Annotated in this window: 13 protein-coding genes; 4 read left to right on the forward strand and 9 right to left on the reverse strand. The window is 50.1% G+C overall.

Annotated elements, in window-relative coordinates; genetic code table 11:
• Positions 1 to 2: 2 nt before the first annotated feature.
• Genes FGS84_RS16310 through FGS84_RS16320 form a run of 3 tightly spaced genes read right to left on the reverse strand, consistent with a single transcriptional unit; the run spans position 3 to position 4388 of the window.
• A complete protein-coding gene (locus tag FGS84_RS16310) occupies positions 3 to 1121 on the reverse strand; it encodes a glycoside hydrolase family 88 protein (protein ID WP_138309594.1) in 1119 nt (372 codons plus the stop codon).
• The gene (locus FGS84_RS16315) at positions 1075 to 2664 is read right to left on the reverse strand and encodes a response regulator (protein ID WP_138309595.1); all 1590 of its coding nucleotides are present in this window, start codon (positions 2662 to 2664) and stop codon (positions 1075 to 1077) included. Before FGS84_RS16315 ends, FGS84_RS16310 begins: the two co-directional genes overlap by 47 nt.
• Complete coding sequence (locus tag FGS84_RS16320) at positions 2661 to 4388, reverse strand: sensor histidine kinase (protein ID WP_171042655.1); 1728 nt, start codon at positions 4386 to 4388, stop codon at positions 2661 to 2663. The genes FGS84_RS16315 and FGS84_RS16320 overlap by 4 nt, the downstream gene beginning before the upstream one ends.
• A gap of 282 nt (positions 4389 to 4670) precedes the next feature.
• On the opposite strand from FGS84_RS16320, the gene FGS84_RS16325 reads away from it, so the two are divergent.
• The 4 genes from FGS84_RS16325 to FGS84_RS16340 all read left to right on the forward strand — a co-directional run bounded on the left by FGS84_RS16325 (position 4671) and on the right by FGS84_RS16340 (position 8872).
• Positions 4671 to 6002: an extracellular solute-binding protein gene (locus tag FGS84_RS16325; protein ID WP_138309597.1), complete on the forward strand. Its 1332-nt coding sequence runs from the start codon at positions 4671 to 4673 to the stop codon at positions 6000 to 6002.
• A gap of 15 nt (positions 6003 to 6017) precedes the next feature.
• The gene (locus tag FGS84_RS16330; protein ID WP_138309598.1) at positions 6018 to 6908 is read left to right on the forward strand and encodes a sugar ABC transporter permease; all 891 of its coding nucleotides are present in this window, start codon (positions 6018 to 6020) and stop codon (positions 6906 to 6908) included.
• Positions 6908 to 7753, forward strand: coding sequence for a carbohydrate ABC transporter permease (locus FGS84_RS16335; protein ID WP_138309599.1), 846 nt, complete (start codon positions 6908 to 6910; stop codon positions 7751 to 7753). Before FGS84_RS16330 ends, FGS84_RS16335 begins: the two co-directional genes overlap by 1 nt.
• Before the next feature lie 66 nt (positions 7754 to 7819).
• Positions 7820 to 8872 carry an alcohol dehydrogenase catalytic domain-containing protein gene (locus tag FGS84_RS16340; RefSeq protein ID WP_243129998.1) on the forward strand — a complete coding sequence of 351 codons (1053 nt, stop codon included), beginning with the start codon at positions 7820 to 7822 and terminating at the stop codon, positions 8870 to 8872.
• Between the two features lie 81 nt (positions 8873 to 8953).
• Here FGS84_RS16340 and FGS84_RS16345 read toward each other — a convergent pair whose 3' ends face one another.
• The 6 genes from FGS84_RS16345 to speB all read right to left on the reverse strand — a co-directional run bounded on the left by FGS84_RS16345 (position 8954) and on the right by speB (position 15787).
• Positions 8954 to 9406: an NUDIX domain-containing protein gene (locus tag FGS84_RS16345; RefSeq protein ID WP_002567924.1), complete on the reverse strand. Its 453-nt coding sequence runs from the start codon at positions 9404 to 9406 to the stop codon at positions 8954 to 8956.
• Positions 9407 to 9581: 175 nt separating this feature from the next.
• The gene (locus FGS84_RS16350; RefSeq protein WP_138309600.1) at positions 9582 to 11999 is read right to left on the reverse strand and encodes a molybdopterin cofactor-binding domain-containing protein; all 2418 of its coding nucleotides are present in this window, start codon (positions 11997 to 11999) and stop codon (positions 9582 to 9584) included.
• Positions 12000 to 12003: 4 nt separating this feature from the next.
• Positions 12004 to 12462, reverse strand: a complete 459-nt coding sequence (locus tag FGS84_RS16355; protein WP_138309601.1) for a (2Fe-2S)-binding protein — start codon at positions 12460 to 12462, stop codon at positions 12004 to 12006.
• Positions 12459 to 13253, reverse strand: coding sequence for an FAD binding domain-containing protein (locus FGS84_RS16360; RefSeq protein WP_138309602.1), 795 nt, complete (start codon positions 13251 to 13253; stop codon positions 12459 to 12461). Before FGS84_RS16360 ends, FGS84_RS16355 begins: the two co-directional genes overlap by 4 nt.
• A 106-nt stretch (positions 13254 to 13359) precedes the next feature.
• Positions 13360 to 14796 (reverse strand): YjiH family protein, encoded by a 1437-nt coding sequence (locus FGS84_RS16365; RefSeq protein WP_138309603.1) that lies wholly within the window; start codon positions 14794 to 14796, stop codon positions 13360 to 13362.
• Positions 14797 to 14821: 25 nt separating this feature from the next.
• Entirely contained in the window at positions 14822 to 15787 is a 966-nt protein-coding gene (speB, locus tag FGS84_RS16370) for an agmatinase (protein WP_347563846.1), read from the reverse strand.
• Positions 15788 to 15789 lie beyond the last annotated feature (2 nt).

A 15789-nucleotide genomic window follows, 5' to 3' on the forward strand; every position in this document is an offset into this window, starting at 1 on the left:
AGCTATCCCCTTAAAGCCTCAGCAAAAGCAATCAGCGTCAATGCCTGTCCATAAGCCATAGGGCGGAGTCCGATATTTTTATAATGTTCTGAATCCATTCCCATGGCAGTTCCTGCTGATACCTTGAGAACAGTTCCGTCTTGGGCCACGCAGTCACAGAGGGCTTCAATGGCCTTATTGGCGCAGTGCTCAAAGCTCTTGTCCAGGATGCCCTGACGGACTCCGCGAAGCAGCCCTGCCGCGATAGCAGCTGTTCCGGATGCCTCTTCATAGGAATCCGGGTCGTCCAAAATGGTGTGGAACAGGCCGGATTCCGCCTGGCAGCTGCGCAGCGCCTCTGCATGAGCCTTAAAGGTGTCCAGAAGATACCTGCGTGTCCCCTCGTCCAAATCAGCTGCCTGTTCCAGATAAAGCGTGATTCCCAGCGTAAACCAGGAGTTTCCGCGGCACCAGAAGATACCGCCGAAATTGTCTCTGCGTATAAAGCTGTAGCCATGGTAGAAAAGGCCGTTGTTCTTGTTGTACAGATACTTGATATGGACCAATACCTGATGAAGGGCCTCGGCCTTCCATTCCGGATTGTTGTAGCGGTTCCCCATCTGCTGCAAGAACAACACGGCCATAAACAGCGTATCCACCCATAGCTGTCCTTCGTTTAAGATGACGCCGTTTCTGTCACCAATACCGCTGGTTACATGCTGAAAGCCATTGTCCCCTGTCTTTGGAAGCTCATGAATCAGCCAGTCCGCCTGATTCATGCACATTTCCTCATACATGTCTTTCCGGGGCAGGCGGTCCATAATCTGAAGCAGCGTGAGATAAGGCTCTGTGGTATTGATATTGCGCGAGGGCAGGCCCCTCTCTATGTTTTTCCGGAACCAGTCCTCAAAAAATTTCATATAACTTTCATCACCATTCTGTTCATACAGCATATACAGGCCGTAAAGTCCCACGCCCTGGGGCCAGTCCCATTCCTCAATCCCAAAATCCCTTGCCACATTTCCAGTGGCAATGGCTTCCTCTATGGAAATGTTTTTATCCTTGTCGTAGTCCGCGCCGCCCAGGTGCAGAAGTTTATAGGCCACCTGGTTTGTCTTCGCTTTCAATCGTTCTGTTGTCATTATCTTTTCCTCCTGAGATAAATTTAATATATGCGCTTGGGGTCATGCCCGTGGCTTTTCTGAACAGCTGGCTGAAGTACTTTGGATTATTGCCGCAGCCTACCCTTTCCGCTACCGACATAATCCTGTCGCTTCCCATGCCTTCGTCCAGCAAAAGTTCCTTTGCCTTTTGAATCCGCAGACGGGTCAGGTAGTCGGAAAAACGTTCTCCGGTTTCCTTCATAAACCGTTTGCTTACATAATCAATGTTCATATACAGATGGTTCTCTGCAATCCATTTTAATGACAGATTGCAGTCTGATAGGTTGTTTTGCACGAACTCATCAATGCGGACGCTTATGCTGCCTTTTTTTGTTTCGCCTTTGTGGTATTTGTCAAAAATTTCGTGAAGCTTCGGCACGATTATCTGCAGCATATCACCCGTGCTGGTCAGGGTACGCAGCTTAAGAAGCAGCTCCGTTGCATTTAAAGCGGAAAAAAACAGGCAGCGTGAGGCAGAATACATCAAAACCGATGAGGCCAGCTGGCAAAAAAATACGGTATCCGTAATCTGAGACAGCAGTATCAGCAGTTCATCCAGCGCCTTTTTGGCAGCCAGGATATTTTCCTGGTAGAGCATCTCGGTCAGATGCTCCGCCTCTTTTGTTATGCTCCGGTAATTACAGATAGTAATCAGAGCGCCGTCGTTGTCATAGTAAATAATTTCATAGCGTTTTACCTTTAAAATCACATCATCCAAAAGCAGCTGGAGATTCTCATAATGAATCCGTTTATACTGGCTTGAGATGGTCTGGGCCGGAAGCGGTATTTTCTCCATACAGGCATCCAGACCGCTATACTCTACCTGATAAGACAGAAAGAAAAACAGCAGTGTCTGGTGTACGTACAAAATATGAAAGGTCAGTCCGGGCGTGTGTTCCCGGCGGAAACCGTGGATAAATTCCACTGCCCGTTTCATGGCGGATTCATCCACAAAATAAAGGTAGCACAACTCATAGGGCGTATTTTCAAAGTCTAAGAATTTCCGGTAAGGGGCATAGATAGACTGGAAATCCGTCCTTTTGCATGACGTATCCTGGGCCACGCCCTGGTTGAGCACATTCAGCATCATGGTACTGTCAAGATGCTTTAAGGGTGACGACTGCTGGGGATACCGGCTAATCCTCTTTTGCGAGAGTTCCTCGATTACTTCCTTCACAGTCTGTATAATCAGCGTTTCTTTAAAGGGTTTTAGCAGATAGTGGCGGACCCCAAACTGCATGGCCTCCCTGGCAAATTCAAATTCCCCGTATCCCGACAGAACGATAAATTCCACCTCTGCGTGCAGGCGTTTGATTCGCTGCAAAAGCTCCAGGCCGGACAACCCCGGCATCTTAATGTCTGTAATCACAATATCCGGATATTCATCCATAATGATATCATAGGCCTCTAAGCCGTCTTGCGCAGTTCCGATAACACGGACCCCCAGATTTTCCCAGGGAATGTGCTTAGAAAGAGTTTCTCTTATTATCGTTTCGTCGTCTACAATTAATAGTTTTATCATACGTCCTTCTGGTCCTCCGGTAGCCGAATCTGCACCACTGCCAAATCCTCGGATTCCACATTATAAATATGCAGACCATATGCTTCTCCAAACTGAAGCTTGATGCGTTTATTGATATTTAAAAGCCCGATTCCAAAGCCGTGGGGTGATATCTGGTTGGTTTCCAGATTCTCCAGCACATTATCCGGGAACTGGGAGCCATTATTGCTGACTGTAAGTATAACCATTCCATTTTCCCGCTTTCCGGTTATCTGGATGCGGAATGTGCCGATTATCTCCTCCAACGCATAGTTGATGGCATTTTCCACCAGTGGCTGGAGGGTCAGCCTGGGAATGGGTGTATGGTAAAGCTCCTCCGGAATCGAGAGTTCATACTGCACCCGGTCTCCAAACCGGACCTGGATAATCGCCATGTAATCTTTTACGATGCCCACTTCGCTTTCAATCACCGACTTAGCCGTGCTTTTACTTAAGGTAATGCGCAGCAGGGACCCCAGCGCCTCCACCATCCTGGAAATCGGTTCCGCCTCTATGGCCTTGGCATAGCTGTTGATGGATTCCAGCGTATTGTAAAGAAAATGCGGGTTAATCTGGTTTTCCAGGGCCTTGAGCTGCATTTCTTTGGTCAGAAGCTCGTTGACGTAATTTTTCTGAATCAGTTCCTGGACCTGCCGGGCCATCTGGTCAAAGCCCTGATGGAGGGCGCCAATCTCGTCCGTCCGGCCGGAATAATCAAATTCCCTGGAAGGAGAAAGTGGCTCATCCTTTCCAAACTGGTTCATTTTACTGAGCAGACGGTAAAAATGCCGGCTGATGGAAAGAAACATTTTCCGGGAAAAAAGCAAACTGGCAAACAGTGTCAAACCAATGACGGATAAGGACAGGAAAAGGGATAAAAGCCGGGCCTGAACCACAGAATCATTGGGGCGCAGGCAAAGATAATCCCATCCAAATTCAGGAATTGTACCTCTGGTATAGAAAAAACAGGAACTTCCCGGATTCCCTATGGTCCCATAATCTGCTGCCCTGGAAATTGCAGGGATTGCCTGATTCTCCAGTTGCGGTGAATGGTAGATTTCCTTCCCTTCTTTATAAATGATGTAGAGAGGCGGCGCCGAATCAAAAACCTGTCCTGCCGAATTCTGGATTACCTCGTTCAGGTTAATATTCACCAGAATGGTCCCAATGGTGTCCAACTGAAAATCCTTGGCCCGCCGTACATCCCTGACAAGAAAGAGGCCGTATTCTTCACAGTAATCCGTGACCCATATAGCGTCTCCCGGATGTTCATGGGCAGCGGCCAAAAGGGCTTTTGTTATCTCCGGCGGCACATCCCGGAATCTGGCCGGATTGCTGTAGGTCACGTAGCTTGGATTATATAAATTAATGTAGTAAATGCCGTTTTGCCTGAAATTTTGATAGTAATCCGGTATCACATAAGATAAGGTCCGAAACGCCTTGGACTTGTCATTGTCGCTGGCCTGGGAATCAGAGGCAACCGATAGAAGGTCCTGGATGGAGTTATCCGCCAGAATCATCCCTGTCATGTCCACTGTGTTGGACAGCCGTTCTGCTATGGCGGAAGAACTGTAGTCTGAGGATTCCTTCGTGGCCTCGTACAGAAGGAGGTTGCCGGAATGATAGATACACCACAGGCCGGTTCCTGTCCCTAACGCAGTCATGGCCAGGACAAAGCAGATAATGCAGGTAAACTTCTTATTCAAAGAAAAATTGTTAAATTTTTTATGGATTTCTTCTGTTATTTTCATGTCTATTATTATAGGAAAAGTCCATCCGGTTTGCAAGGGCATAGCCCCCGCAAGCCGGAAAATCGAACTGTAAGGCCGGTTTTTTGGGAAACAGCCCCCGGAAAAACCACGTTTTTTTAGGACCGGGGAACGTTTTTTTGAGTTCCATTTTCTGTACAAAAAAACTATAATATTTTCATAAAGCAGCACGGATTTGTACAAATGTGTGAAAAGGAAAAATGGAAGGAGCTTATTATTATGAAAAAGAAATGGACAGCACTATTAGGATGCGCCCTGGCGGCGGCCGTATTGACCGCCTGCGGCAGCGGACAGAGCAGTGAAAATACAAATGAGGCCACGGCGGCCGGTACAAACCAGAGCCAGACAGGAACCGTCAATATGATTGTTTCCTGGTGGGGGAACCAGACGAGAAATGAGCGGACCCAGCAGGTGCTGGACCTCTACAGCAGCCAGAGCGGCATCACGTTTGACGGCCAGTTTGCCGAATGGGCGGACTATTGGAACAAGCTTTCCACCGCCGCCGCCGGCAATACCTTACCCGATATCGTGCAGATGGATTACGCTTACCTGGACCAGTTCGTGAACAATCATTTATTGGTGGACCTGACTCCCTATGTAGAGGACGGAACCATTGACGTCTCTAACATCAGTGAAGATATTTTAAATTCCGGCAAAGTGGGGGACGGCCTTTATGCCATTCCAACCGGAATCAATGTCCCTACCCTGCTGTACAACAAAACTTTGCTGGAAGAAAACGGAATCAAAATCCACGACAATATGACCATGGAGGAATTCTATACTGTTTGCAAGGAGGTCTATGAGAAAACCGGCTATAAGACAGATGTATTTTATGGAAATGGAGCCGACTTCGCGGCTTATGTCATGCGCTCCCAGGGAGTTTCGCTCTATGGAGACGGCAAGCTGGGCGCTACAGAGGAGCAGTTGAAGACCTTTTTCGATATTTATGAGAAAGGAATTACCGAAGGATGGATGTGCGAACCGTCCATTTACGCGGAACGTACCATTGGAACACCTGAGCAGATGCCCCTGGTTTACGGCTCCACCCCAAGTACCAGAAGCTGGTGCGCATTTTCCTGGTCAAATGCCTTTTCTTCCCTGCAGAATGCAGCCGGGGACAATCTGGAAGTGGGGATTACCACCTGGCCCGCAGACAATCCTCAGGCAGCGAATTACTTAAAGCCAGGCATGTTCTTCTCCATTACCGTTGATGGAAAGAATCCTGATGAGGCTGCCAAATTCTTAAATTACTGGAACAATGACATAGAAGCCAATAAAATTCTTCTGGGAGAGCGTGGAATTCCTGTGTCTTCCGTTGTATCCGAACAAATTTCAGGCTTGATGGACAAGTCCAGCCAGCAGGTAATTGATTTTGTATACAATGTAGTGGAGCCCAACTCCTCCCTGATTGACCCTCCATCTCCGGAAGGTTCCGCAGAGGTGATTCAGGCAGTGAACCAACTGGTGGAAAAGGTGGGGTATCAGGAACTGACCGCAGCCGACGCTGCGAAGGAGCTCTACAACATTGGAAATGGGGCGCTGTCAAAGTAATAGAAAGGAGCGGCCATGAAATTAAAGGCGCATTTAAATAAAGAGAGTACGGCAGGGGTGATTTTCACCCTGCCGTTCATCCTGGGGTTTCTATTGTTCATGGTGGTTCCCATGGGAATCTCCCTGTACTATTCCTTCTGTGATTACAATATCCTGTCACCGCCTAAGTTTGTGGGATTAAAAAACCATCTGGCGGTCTTAACCGATGAGACATTTTACAAGGCCATTGGAGTTACCTTCTATTATGCACTGGTTTCCGTTCCTTTGAGGCTGATTTTTGCGCTTTTGGTTGCCATGATTTTGTTAAAGAGCACAAAAGCTACCGGGTTCTACCGGGCGGCTTACTATCTGCCCTCCATCATCGGCGGTTCCGTAGCGGTATCCATCCTGTGGAAGCGGATGTTTGCCATGGACGGCGTCGTAAACAGCCTGCTTTCCCTTTTTGGAATCCACTCAGAACTCTCCTGGCTGGGAGATACGAGAACCGCCATATGGGTGCTGATTCTCCTGGCTGTGTGGCAGTTTGGTTCCTCCATGCTGATTTTCCTGTCCTCTCTAAAGCAGATTCCGGTCACTCTTTATGAGGCGGCCAGAGTGGACGGCGCCGGAAAGCTCAGGCAGTTTAAGGATATTACCCTGCCCTTGCTGACACCTACCATCTTTTTTAATCTTGTGATGCAGATGATTAACGGTTTTCTGGCATTTACCCAGTCCTACATCATTACGCAGGGACGGCCCATGAATTCCACCCTGTTTTATACGGTTTACATGTACCAGCAGTCCTTTGAGTTTTATAACACGGGTTACGGAGCCATGCTGGCCTGGATTATGCTTGCCATTGTGGGTATGATTACCCTGGTCCTGTTTGCCACAAAGAAGTTCTGGGTATATGAAGGAGGCTTTTGATGAAAACAACACGAAAAATAAGCACTGTAATATATCATGTTCTTGTATTAGGCTTTGGGCTTATGATGATTTACCCCCTGATTTGGATGGTCATGAGTTCCTTTAAGGAGACAAACACCATTTTCGCCACAGCCGGGTCCCTGATTCCGGAGAAATTCACATTGCAGAATTACATCAATGGCTGGAAGGGCTTTGCCAAGATTAGTTTCGGGGTGTTCTTCAAAAATTCTTTGTTTATCTCCATCGTTGCAACCATAGGCACCGTCATTTCCTCGGCTCTCGTGGCCTACGGCTTTGCCCGCTGTGAATTCAAGGGGAAAAAGCTCCTGTTCAGCGCCATGCTGATATCCATGATGCTGCCGGCCCAGGTACTCATGATTCCCCAGTATCTGTGGTATCAGAAGCTGGGCTGGGTGGGAAGCTACCTTCCTCTCATTGTTCCGTATTTTTTCGCCATCCAGGGATTTTTTGTGTACCTGATGATTAATTTTATTGATGGAATCCCCAGAGAACTGGACGAGGCAGCCAAAATCGACGGATGCTCCTATTACACGATATTTTCAAAGATAATCCTTCCTCTCATATCACCGGCTCTGATTACCGCGGGCATTTTCTCCTTTATGTGGAGATGGGATGACTTTTTATCCGCCCTGCTCTATGTAAATGAGTCGGCAAAATATCCGGTGTCGCTGGCTCTTAAGCTCTTCTGCGACCCAGGCTCATCCTCGGACTACGGAGCCATGTTTGCAATGGCATTCCTGTCAGTGCTTCCGGCGGTAATCATGTTCATTTTCTTCCAGAAATACTTAGTGGAGGGAATAGCAACCTCCGGCTTGAAGGGATAAATGGAACCGTGATAATAAACTAATTCATAGAAAGGTCAAAAAATAAAAATGGAAAAGATGAAGAAAATGTCAGCAGTAGTGACTTATGCACCTGGCGATAACCGTTATGAGGAGTATCCGGTCCCGGAGCTTTCCGACGGCGAGATTCTCCTGAAGGTCAGGGGATGCGGTATCTGTGCCGGGGATTTGAAGGCATATCACGGCGGAATCCGGGTATGGGGCACCTCAGAGGCAGACCGTTATATTGAAACCCCCTGCATTCCGGGACATGAGTTCTACGGTGAGGTGGTGGAAACAAAGGGAGATGTGGGAGACTTTCAGGCAGGTGACATCATTTGCGCAGAACAGGTGGTTCCCTGCAATGAATGCTATTTCTGCAAAAACGGAACCTACTGGATGTGTACAAGATCGGCTGTATTTGGTTTTAAGGAATACGCAAACGGCGGATTTGCAGAATATGTAAAGCTTCCAAAAACCAGCCTGAAACATAAGCTCCCGAAAACATTTACAAAGGAGCAGTCCGTGTTGGTGGAGCCCATTGCCTGCGGTATGCATGCACTGGAGCAGGCCGACATCAAAAATGATGACGTGGTGGTGATTTCCGGCTTAGGCGCCATCGGCGTATCCATGTGCAACCTGGCGAACTTAAAGCTTCCGAAGCTGGTCATTGGCCTGGAAATCAGGGATGAGCGTGCCGAGATGGCAAAGGCTTACGGGGCGGATATTGTGCTGAATCCCACGGCCTGCAACGTGGCCGAGGAAATCATGAAGCTGACCGACGGGCTGGGCTGCAGTGTCTATGTGGAAGCCTCCGGCAGCCCCAGGAGCGCTGCCCAGGGATTAGCCGTGCTCTGCAATCACGGCCGCTATGTCCAGATGGGTGTGCTTTCTGATTTGGTAAGCGCTGACTGGAATACCATCGGAGACGGCAAGGAGTTAACCATCATCGGTTCCCATCTGTCCGCCAACGTATATCCGGCTGTCATCCGCGGAATCGAAAAGGGGTTGATTAAGACGGACGGCCTGATATCACACTGCTATAAGCTGGCCGACTGGAAGAAGGCTTATGAGACCGCGGAACGTAATCCCCAGGCAGTTAAGGTTATGCTGGAACCATAATAGGCTTATTCTTTTGGAAAAGGACATTGTCAAAAGGGCGTCCTGCCCTCGCAGAACGCCCTCGTATACGTACATATTTACTTAAAAATACTTCTTGCTTCCCCAAAGATTACTTTTCTTCAAATCCAGATACTCATTATAGGCCTTTTCCAGTATCTGCTTTTCATTGGAAAACTTCAGCAGATGGTATGCCTCGTAGAATTTATAATACCCGGAATCCAGAAAGTATTCTTCCCGCTGTGGTTTGCTGTAATAGCTGTCGGCCATCATCAGATACCAGTGTACATCCTTTTCCACCACATCCTGCGGGGTATTAAAGGAGTATTGGCTCTTGCCGATATACTTGATAATGGATGCACTGACACCAGTCTCCTCCTTCACTTCACGGAGGGCCGTCTCTTTATACTCTTCGCCAGCTTCTACTGTTCCCTTAGGCAAAACCCATCCCTCATACTTGTTCTTGTAATTCTTATAAAGGACGAGGATTTTCCCTCGAAATATAACCACACCGCCGCAGCTCGTTGCCTCAATCATTGCAATTCCTCCTGGTGTTGGTGTGAACCTGACGCGCCTGTACCGGATGCGTCCTGCATGTGCAGCACGGCATTTATTGTCCCGGTTACGCAATCATAACTGGTCTTAGTATACAACTTTTGGAAAGGATATGCAAGGCTTATCTGCTATTTCAGGACTGGCAGGTATTGGATTGTTACAGTCCGTTCATTCCCTTAAACACTTTCTCCGCAGTTATGGGCAGTTCCCGTATCCTCACGCCCACTGCATTGTAAACCGCATTGGCAATGGCCGGGGACGGCGTGTTGATAACCACCTCGCCGATGGATTTTGCGCCAAAGGGACCTGTGGGCTCAAAACTGCTCTCAAACTCCACCTGGACCCTGCCCACATCCAGACGGCTGGGCACCTTGTACTGCATGAAGGAATTCTCATGGACCTTTCCGTTCTTTGAATAGCTTACATCCTCGTACAGGGCCATGCCGATTCCCTGGACCAGTCCACCCTCTGTCTGAACCCTTGCCAGGTTCTCATTGAGAGGAGTTCCGCAGTCCACTGCGGCAGCAAATCTGATTAACTCCACCTGACCGGTTTCCAAATCCACCTCCACCTCGGCAGCTCCTGCCATAAAGGGCGGCGGGGATATGGGGGAGGAATGGGACTGGGTCACCTGAAGGGCATCCTCGTTGGCGCACTGCACCCTGTTTGCCAGGTCCTTTATGGTGATTTCCTTTGCAGCGCCGTCTTCCCCGCAGGACAGCTTATATACCCGCCTTCCGTCAAACTCCAGCTCCTCCTCATCTGCCTCCAGGTATTTGGCTGCCTTGCGGATAATCTTTTCCTTCAGAGCTTCACATGCCTTGACCACCGCTGTTCCGGTGAGGTAGGCGGTGCTGGAGGCATAGGAACCGGAATCATAAGGAGAAATGTCCGTATCAGCCCCAAATACCACAATATCATCCAGTTTACAGCCCAGACACTCGGCTGCCACCTGGGCCAGGGTGGTATCACAGCCTGTTCCCATATCGGCCGCACCGATAATCAGGCTGTAAAAACCGTCGTCATTTATCTTGATGGTAGCGCCCGCCACATCCACTCCGGATATGGAGGAACCCTGCATGGCCATGGCCAGTCCCACGCCCCGTACCTTTGAACCGCTCACCTGGCGTCTGGGGTATTTCTCATCCCAGCCTATCATGTTCCTGACCCTGGCAACGCACCGGTCCAGGGCACAGCTGACCGCTGTCTCGCCGTAATAGGCCGGCATAACATCGCCCTCCCTGACCATGTTAAGCTCCCTGAATTTCACCGGGTCCATACCCAGCTCAGCTGCCAGCTCGCTGACCGCTGATTCCACGGCAAAAATTCCCTGGGTAGCCCCGTACCCGCGGTAAGCTCCGGCCGACATCCGGTTGGTGTAGACCACGTCATAGCTGAACCGGAATGCCTCAGGCGTGTGATACAGCGGAATGGACTTGTGGCCGGACAGGCCAACGGTGGTTGGTCCGTGTTCCCCATAGGCCCCTGTGTTGGACAATGTATAGACATCCATGGCCTTCAGGATGCCGCTGCTGTCACATCCCAGCTTTACCCGTACCTCCATCTCATGGCGGGGCGAGGATGCAATCTGGGACTCATAACGGCTGTAAATGATTTTGGCTGGCTTTCCTGTTATCCAGGTCACAATGGCCGGATATACCTCTGCCACAACGGTCTGTTTTGCCCCGAAACCGCCTCCGATTCTGGGCTTGATAACGCGAATCCTGGATTTGGGTATATCCAGGGCATGGGCCAGGATTCTTCTTGTATGAAACGGAATCTGGGTGGAAGCCACCACGTTCAGCCTTCCGTACACATCCAGGTGGGTGTACGCCCGGAAGGTTTCCATCATGGCCTGCTGGTTGGCCTTGGTGTGGTACACCCGCTCTATTACATGGCTGCAGCCTGCAAACGCCTGTTCCAGGTCCCCGTGTCCCTCTGCGCCGGATGCACAGAGATTGCGTTTGTTGTCCGCTCCCACATCACAGAGGCATTTCCAGTCCTCCTCCGGATGCACCAGTATCGTTGCGTCCTTGGCGTCATGCATATCCAGTACCGGCTCCAGCACTTCATATTTTACACGTATGAGACGCATGGCATGGTCCACCGCAGCCTCATCCCTGCCTGCCACAATTGCCACTGCATCTCCTGCAAAACGCAGCCTGCGGTCCAGTATGAGCCGGTCATAGGGACTGGGCTCCGGATAGGTCTGCCCCGCCATGGTAAAACGGTTCCGGGGCACGTCCTTCCATGTAAGGATACACTCGATGCCCGGTGTCTTGGCGGCCACGCCGCAGTCTATCTCCTTAACCAGGGCATGGGCATGGGGGCTTCTCAGTACCTTCACCACCAGACAGTCCTTTAAAGCCAAATCGTCCGTGAACACCGGCTTGCCTGTCACCAGAGCCCTGGCATCCTTCTTGATGAAGGGGGCGCCTACCACACGGTAATTCCTTCCGGCATATGTACCGTCCGTGCTGCCGCAAGTATTGCCTGCACTGCTGCATGTGCTGCCCCATGCACCGCATGTATGGCCCCATGTCCTGTCGGATGTCTTATCGTCTGTATATCCCATCTGCTCACACCTCCTGTTTTGATTCCAGATATTTCTTAACAGCCCGCAGCTGGGACATATATCCGCTGCAGCGGCACAGGTTACCGGCCAGATACTCCTTGATGGCCTCTTCATCCGGGTTTTTAAGCTCCCGCTCCATGGCCAGCACATTCATGATAAAGCCAGGGCTGCAGAATCCGCACTGCTCCCCGCCTTCCGCTGCCAGGAACATGCCGAACTCCTCCGCCTCTTTCTGGAGTCCTTCCAGGGTGGTGACATGGCGGCCGTCCGCCCTCACAGCCAGGGTGGAACATGACAGCACCGGCTTTCCGTCCATCCATACGGTGCACAGGCCGCAGTTGGCTGTCTCGCAGCCCCGCTTCACGCTGTAGCAGCCCAGATTTCTCAGCAGGTCCAGTAAAATATCGTCCGGCTCTGCCTCTGCCTGTACATTTTTACCATTTAACCGAAACTCTATATTCATACTCTGCTTACACTCCTTCCCGTCAGTCTCTCCATAAGGCGTCTTGTATACACAGCAGCCAGCTGGCGGCGGTATTGCCCGCTTGCCCTTGTATTGCTGCCGTAGGTAAAGGAATCGGCCGCCTCCCCGGCAAGCTGCGCCAGGCTGTCGTATCCGTCATCCTTGATTTTCACTACCCGTGCCCTTCCGGGTCTGGCACCCACTGCCACATACCAGTCATTGCCCCACCGCGATACACAGCAGGCAATCACCGGAAAATCCGTTTCCGAATTCCTCTGGGTGGTGTAGGCTGCCTTTCTTCCGTCTTTCTTTATGATAATACGCACCAGGATATCCCTGTCATCCCGGCGCACAGGCCGCTGGGCAAACTCTTCCAGGGGAACCACTCCCCCGTGATAAAGCTCCACATATGTATCCAGTGCCATCAGGCAGGTCAGAATGTCGGAAAAGCCAAAACGGCTGTATATGCTGCCTCCCACCGTGGCCAGGTTGCGCATCTGGACACCCACGATATGGCGTGTGCATTCCTTGAAAATGCCCCCGAAATACTGGCCAAGCCCCTGGTCTGTCTCCAGCTGGCGCAGGGTGCACATGGCTCCAATCCTGAATTCTTCCTTGGTTTCCTCGATTTTATCAAGTCCCAGGCCGGACAGGTCCACGATGGTACGCTTGGTCACATTGGTCATCTTAAGCCACACCATGCCTCCCACAACCAGGCTGCTGCGCTTCTGGCATAATTCATATGCCTCGGACAGACTGTCCACTTTTACATAATCCTCTGCTCGGAACACGTAGATTCTCCTCTCTTCTCAAACGCGCGAATACACGCCTTAAAATAAAACAAACAGGGAGATTATAACATGAAATCTCCCTGTTTTCTACAAATAGCGTTATTCTTTAAAATAATAGGTGCATGAACAGTGCACTGATTGGTATTGCCACAATGGTCCGCTCAAAGAAACAGATAATCAGTTCCTTCAGTGATACGGGTATCTTGGTAGAAAGCATGACCACAATGGTTTCAGAGAAGAAGATAATCTGTACCATGGATACGGTGACCACCATGTATCTGGCTCCCACGGCTAGGGTACCGACCTTATCGGCAATCATCAGCACAGGCAGAAACATTTCCGCAATTCCGACCGGAAGGGACGGCGCAATCTCAGCCGCGTCCGGTACCTGTAAAAGGACCAGAAGAGGTTCAAATAATTTGCCAATCCAGTTAAATACCGGTGTGTAGGTGGCAATAAGCATTGCTATGATTCCAACGGCTGTCAGCAGTGAAATCACCTTTGGCAGCACATAACAGCTGTCCAGAAGGCTGGACCGTATTTCCTTAAAAAGATTGGGTGCAGTGGCTGCTTTCTTGACTGCCCTGGATGCGCCTGTCTTAAGCACAGCCCTGGCCGGCACACGTTCCGCCTCAATCTCCTCCTTTGTCTGCTGATGACCGTCTGTAAACACAGAGGCTTTGCGGGACAGGGGAGGAATCCTGGCCATGAAAAAGCTGACCAGAAGTGTTATCAGAAGCGCTATGAAATATATGGGCAGAAAATATTCCGAAAGGTCCGCTGTCTCAATTACCTTATAGGCAAATCCCACGCTGACCGCACTGAATCCCGTGGCGATAAGAGCTGCTTCCTTTTTCGTATAGATTCCCCTCTGGTAAAGCTTGCTGGTAATCAGCACCCCTACCGAGGCAGAGCTGACAAAGGACGCAATGGCGTTGACAGCGCTCCTGCCGGGAATCTTAAACACAGGCCGCATCAACGGCTCCATCAGGCTGCCGATAAAATCCACGATTCCGTAATTCAGCAGAAAGGGCATGAATACGGCGCTGACCGGAATAATCCAGGCCACGTCCATGGCAATGGAGTATACGGTTTCCCCTATGCCGGGACTGACGATGGCCTCCGGTCCCCCAAAGGACGGAAACGTGTAGTGCAGTACCAGAATCAGGGCAAATATACTTCCCAGCATATAAAACAGCGGATGCAGCACCGAATCCTCCTGATAATACCGGTAAACAGCTGAATTCCTGTTTTTACAGAAATACTTCCCGTATACGCTGGCCAGGCCGTTGCCCATGATGATAAGTCCGCCCATCCACATCCCTGCAAGGCCCAGGCCAGCCTTGATGTTCTTATATATGATGCCGAATGTGACATCTGTACTTCCCTTTACCGTAACCGGGACAAAAAAGATGATGACTGCAATCAAGGTGAAAATAACTGCTTTTACTATCCCGCTCTTCCACTGATTCCGGGTAAGCACCAGTGCGTCTAATACCGAGTTGTCATTCAGGTTCCCGTTCACATTATTGTCATTTTCCATGCCTTATCCTCCATTGCAGCTGCCGCTATTTCTCTTTTTTCTTCACTGCCAGGATAGACAGGTATTCAAATACAATGTTGGCTGCCAGATAAGCGGTTATCTCACCGTGGTCATATGCGGGCAGCACCTCCACAAGGTCAAATCCCACAAAGTTCAGGTCCTTGATTTTGCGTACCAGCTCCAGGGCTTCCAGGGAAGTAAAGCCTCCCACCTCCGGCGTGCCGGTTCCCGGCGCATAGGCGGGGTCCACAAAATCAATGTCAAAGGTCAGGAAGCAGGGCTTATCTCCCACCCGCTCCAGTATGGTCTTAATCAGCGTCTCCAGTCCCATCTCCCTTACCTTGTGGGCCGGAATCAGTTTCATTCCAAGCTCCGCCGCCATCTTATGCTCATCCGGGTCATACAGGGAGCCGCGCATTCCCACCTGGATGGAATGGGACGCATCAATGAGATTTTCTTCCAAAGCCCTGCGGAACGGTGTGCCGTGGTTATATTTCTGTCCAAATACCTCGTCGCATAAATCGGAATGGGAGTCAAAATGTACCAGGGCAACGGGACCGTACTTTTTTGCAACCGCACGAAGCTCTGCCAGTGTGATGGAGTGGTCGCCTCCCAGTACGATGGGACATGCATTTTCCTTCAGAATGTTGGCAACCCCTTCCTCAATTGCCTGGTAGGTGGGATGGATATAACCGGGAGTAACATTGAAATCGCCTATGTCTCCGCCCTTTAATCCGTCCATGATGTTTACCTGCATGATTACATTGTTGGGCTTCATCATGGCTGAAATATTTCTGATTGCATTTGGACCAAAGCGTGAACCGGAGCGGAAGGAGCTGGCCGTGTCAAAGGGCGCGCCTGCAATGGCGAAATCAAGGCCCTCTGCGGAGTCCACTTTCTGCATTCTCATAAATGTTCCCATATTACAAAATCTTGGTGAAGATAAGGCACTTGCTGGCTGTTTAATTTCTGACATTATGTAATCCTCCATAT

The organism is Clostridium sp. 1001271st1 H5, assembly GCF_005845215.1.
Classification (GTDB): domain Bacteria; phylum Bacillota; class Clostridia; order Lachnospirales; family Lachnospiraceae; genus Enterocloster.

What these genes read in the sequence shown, in the direction of transcription:
- speB (WP_347563846.1), bottom strand. Translation starts at nt 15,787, where the DNA reads ATGGAGGATTACATAATGTCAGAAATTAAACAGCCAGCAAGTGCCTTA.
- FGS84_RS16325 (WP_138309597.1), top strand. Translation starts at nt 4,671, where the DNA reads ATGAAAAAGAAATGGACAGCACTATTAGGATGCGCCCTGGCGGCGGCC.
- FGS84_RS16355 (WP_138309601.1), bottom strand. Translation starts at nt 12,462, where the DNA reads ATGAATATAGAGTTTCGGTTAAATGGTAAAAATGTACAGGCAGAGGCA.
- FGS84_RS16345 (WP_002567924.1), bottom strand. Translation starts at nt 9,406, where the DNA reads ATGATTGAGGCAACGAGCTGCGGCGGTGTGGTTATATTTCGAGGGAAA.
- FGS84_RS16330 (WP_138309598.1), top strand. Translation starts at nt 6,018, where the DNA reads ATGAAATTAAAGGCGCATTTAAATAAAGAGAGTACGGCAGGGGTGATT.
- FGS84_RS16335 (WP_138309599.1), top strand. Translation starts at nt 6,908, where the DNA reads ATGAAAACAACACGAAAAATAAGCACTGTAATATATCATGTTCTTGTA.
- FGS84_RS16310 (WP_138309594.1), bottom strand. Translation starts at nt 1,121, where the DNA reads ATGACAACAGAACGATTGAAAGCGAAGACAAACCAGGTGGCCTATAAA.
- FGS84_RS16340 (WP_243129998.1), top strand. Translation starts at nt 7,820, where the DNA reads ATGTCAGCAGTAGTGACTTATGCACCTGGCGATAACCGTTATGAGGAG.
- FGS84_RS16350 (WP_138309600.1), bottom strand. Translation starts at nt 11,999, where the DNA reads ATGGGATATACAGACGATAAGACATCCGACAGGACATGGGGCCATACA.
- FGS84_RS16365 (WP_138309603.1), bottom strand. Translation starts at nt 14,796, where the DNA reads ATGGAAAATGACAATAATGTGAACGGGAACCTGAATGACAACTCGGTA.
- FGS84_RS16315 (WP_138309595.1), bottom strand. Translation starts at nt 2,664, where the DNA reads ATGATAAAACTATTAATTGTAGACGACGAAACGATAATAAGAGAAACT.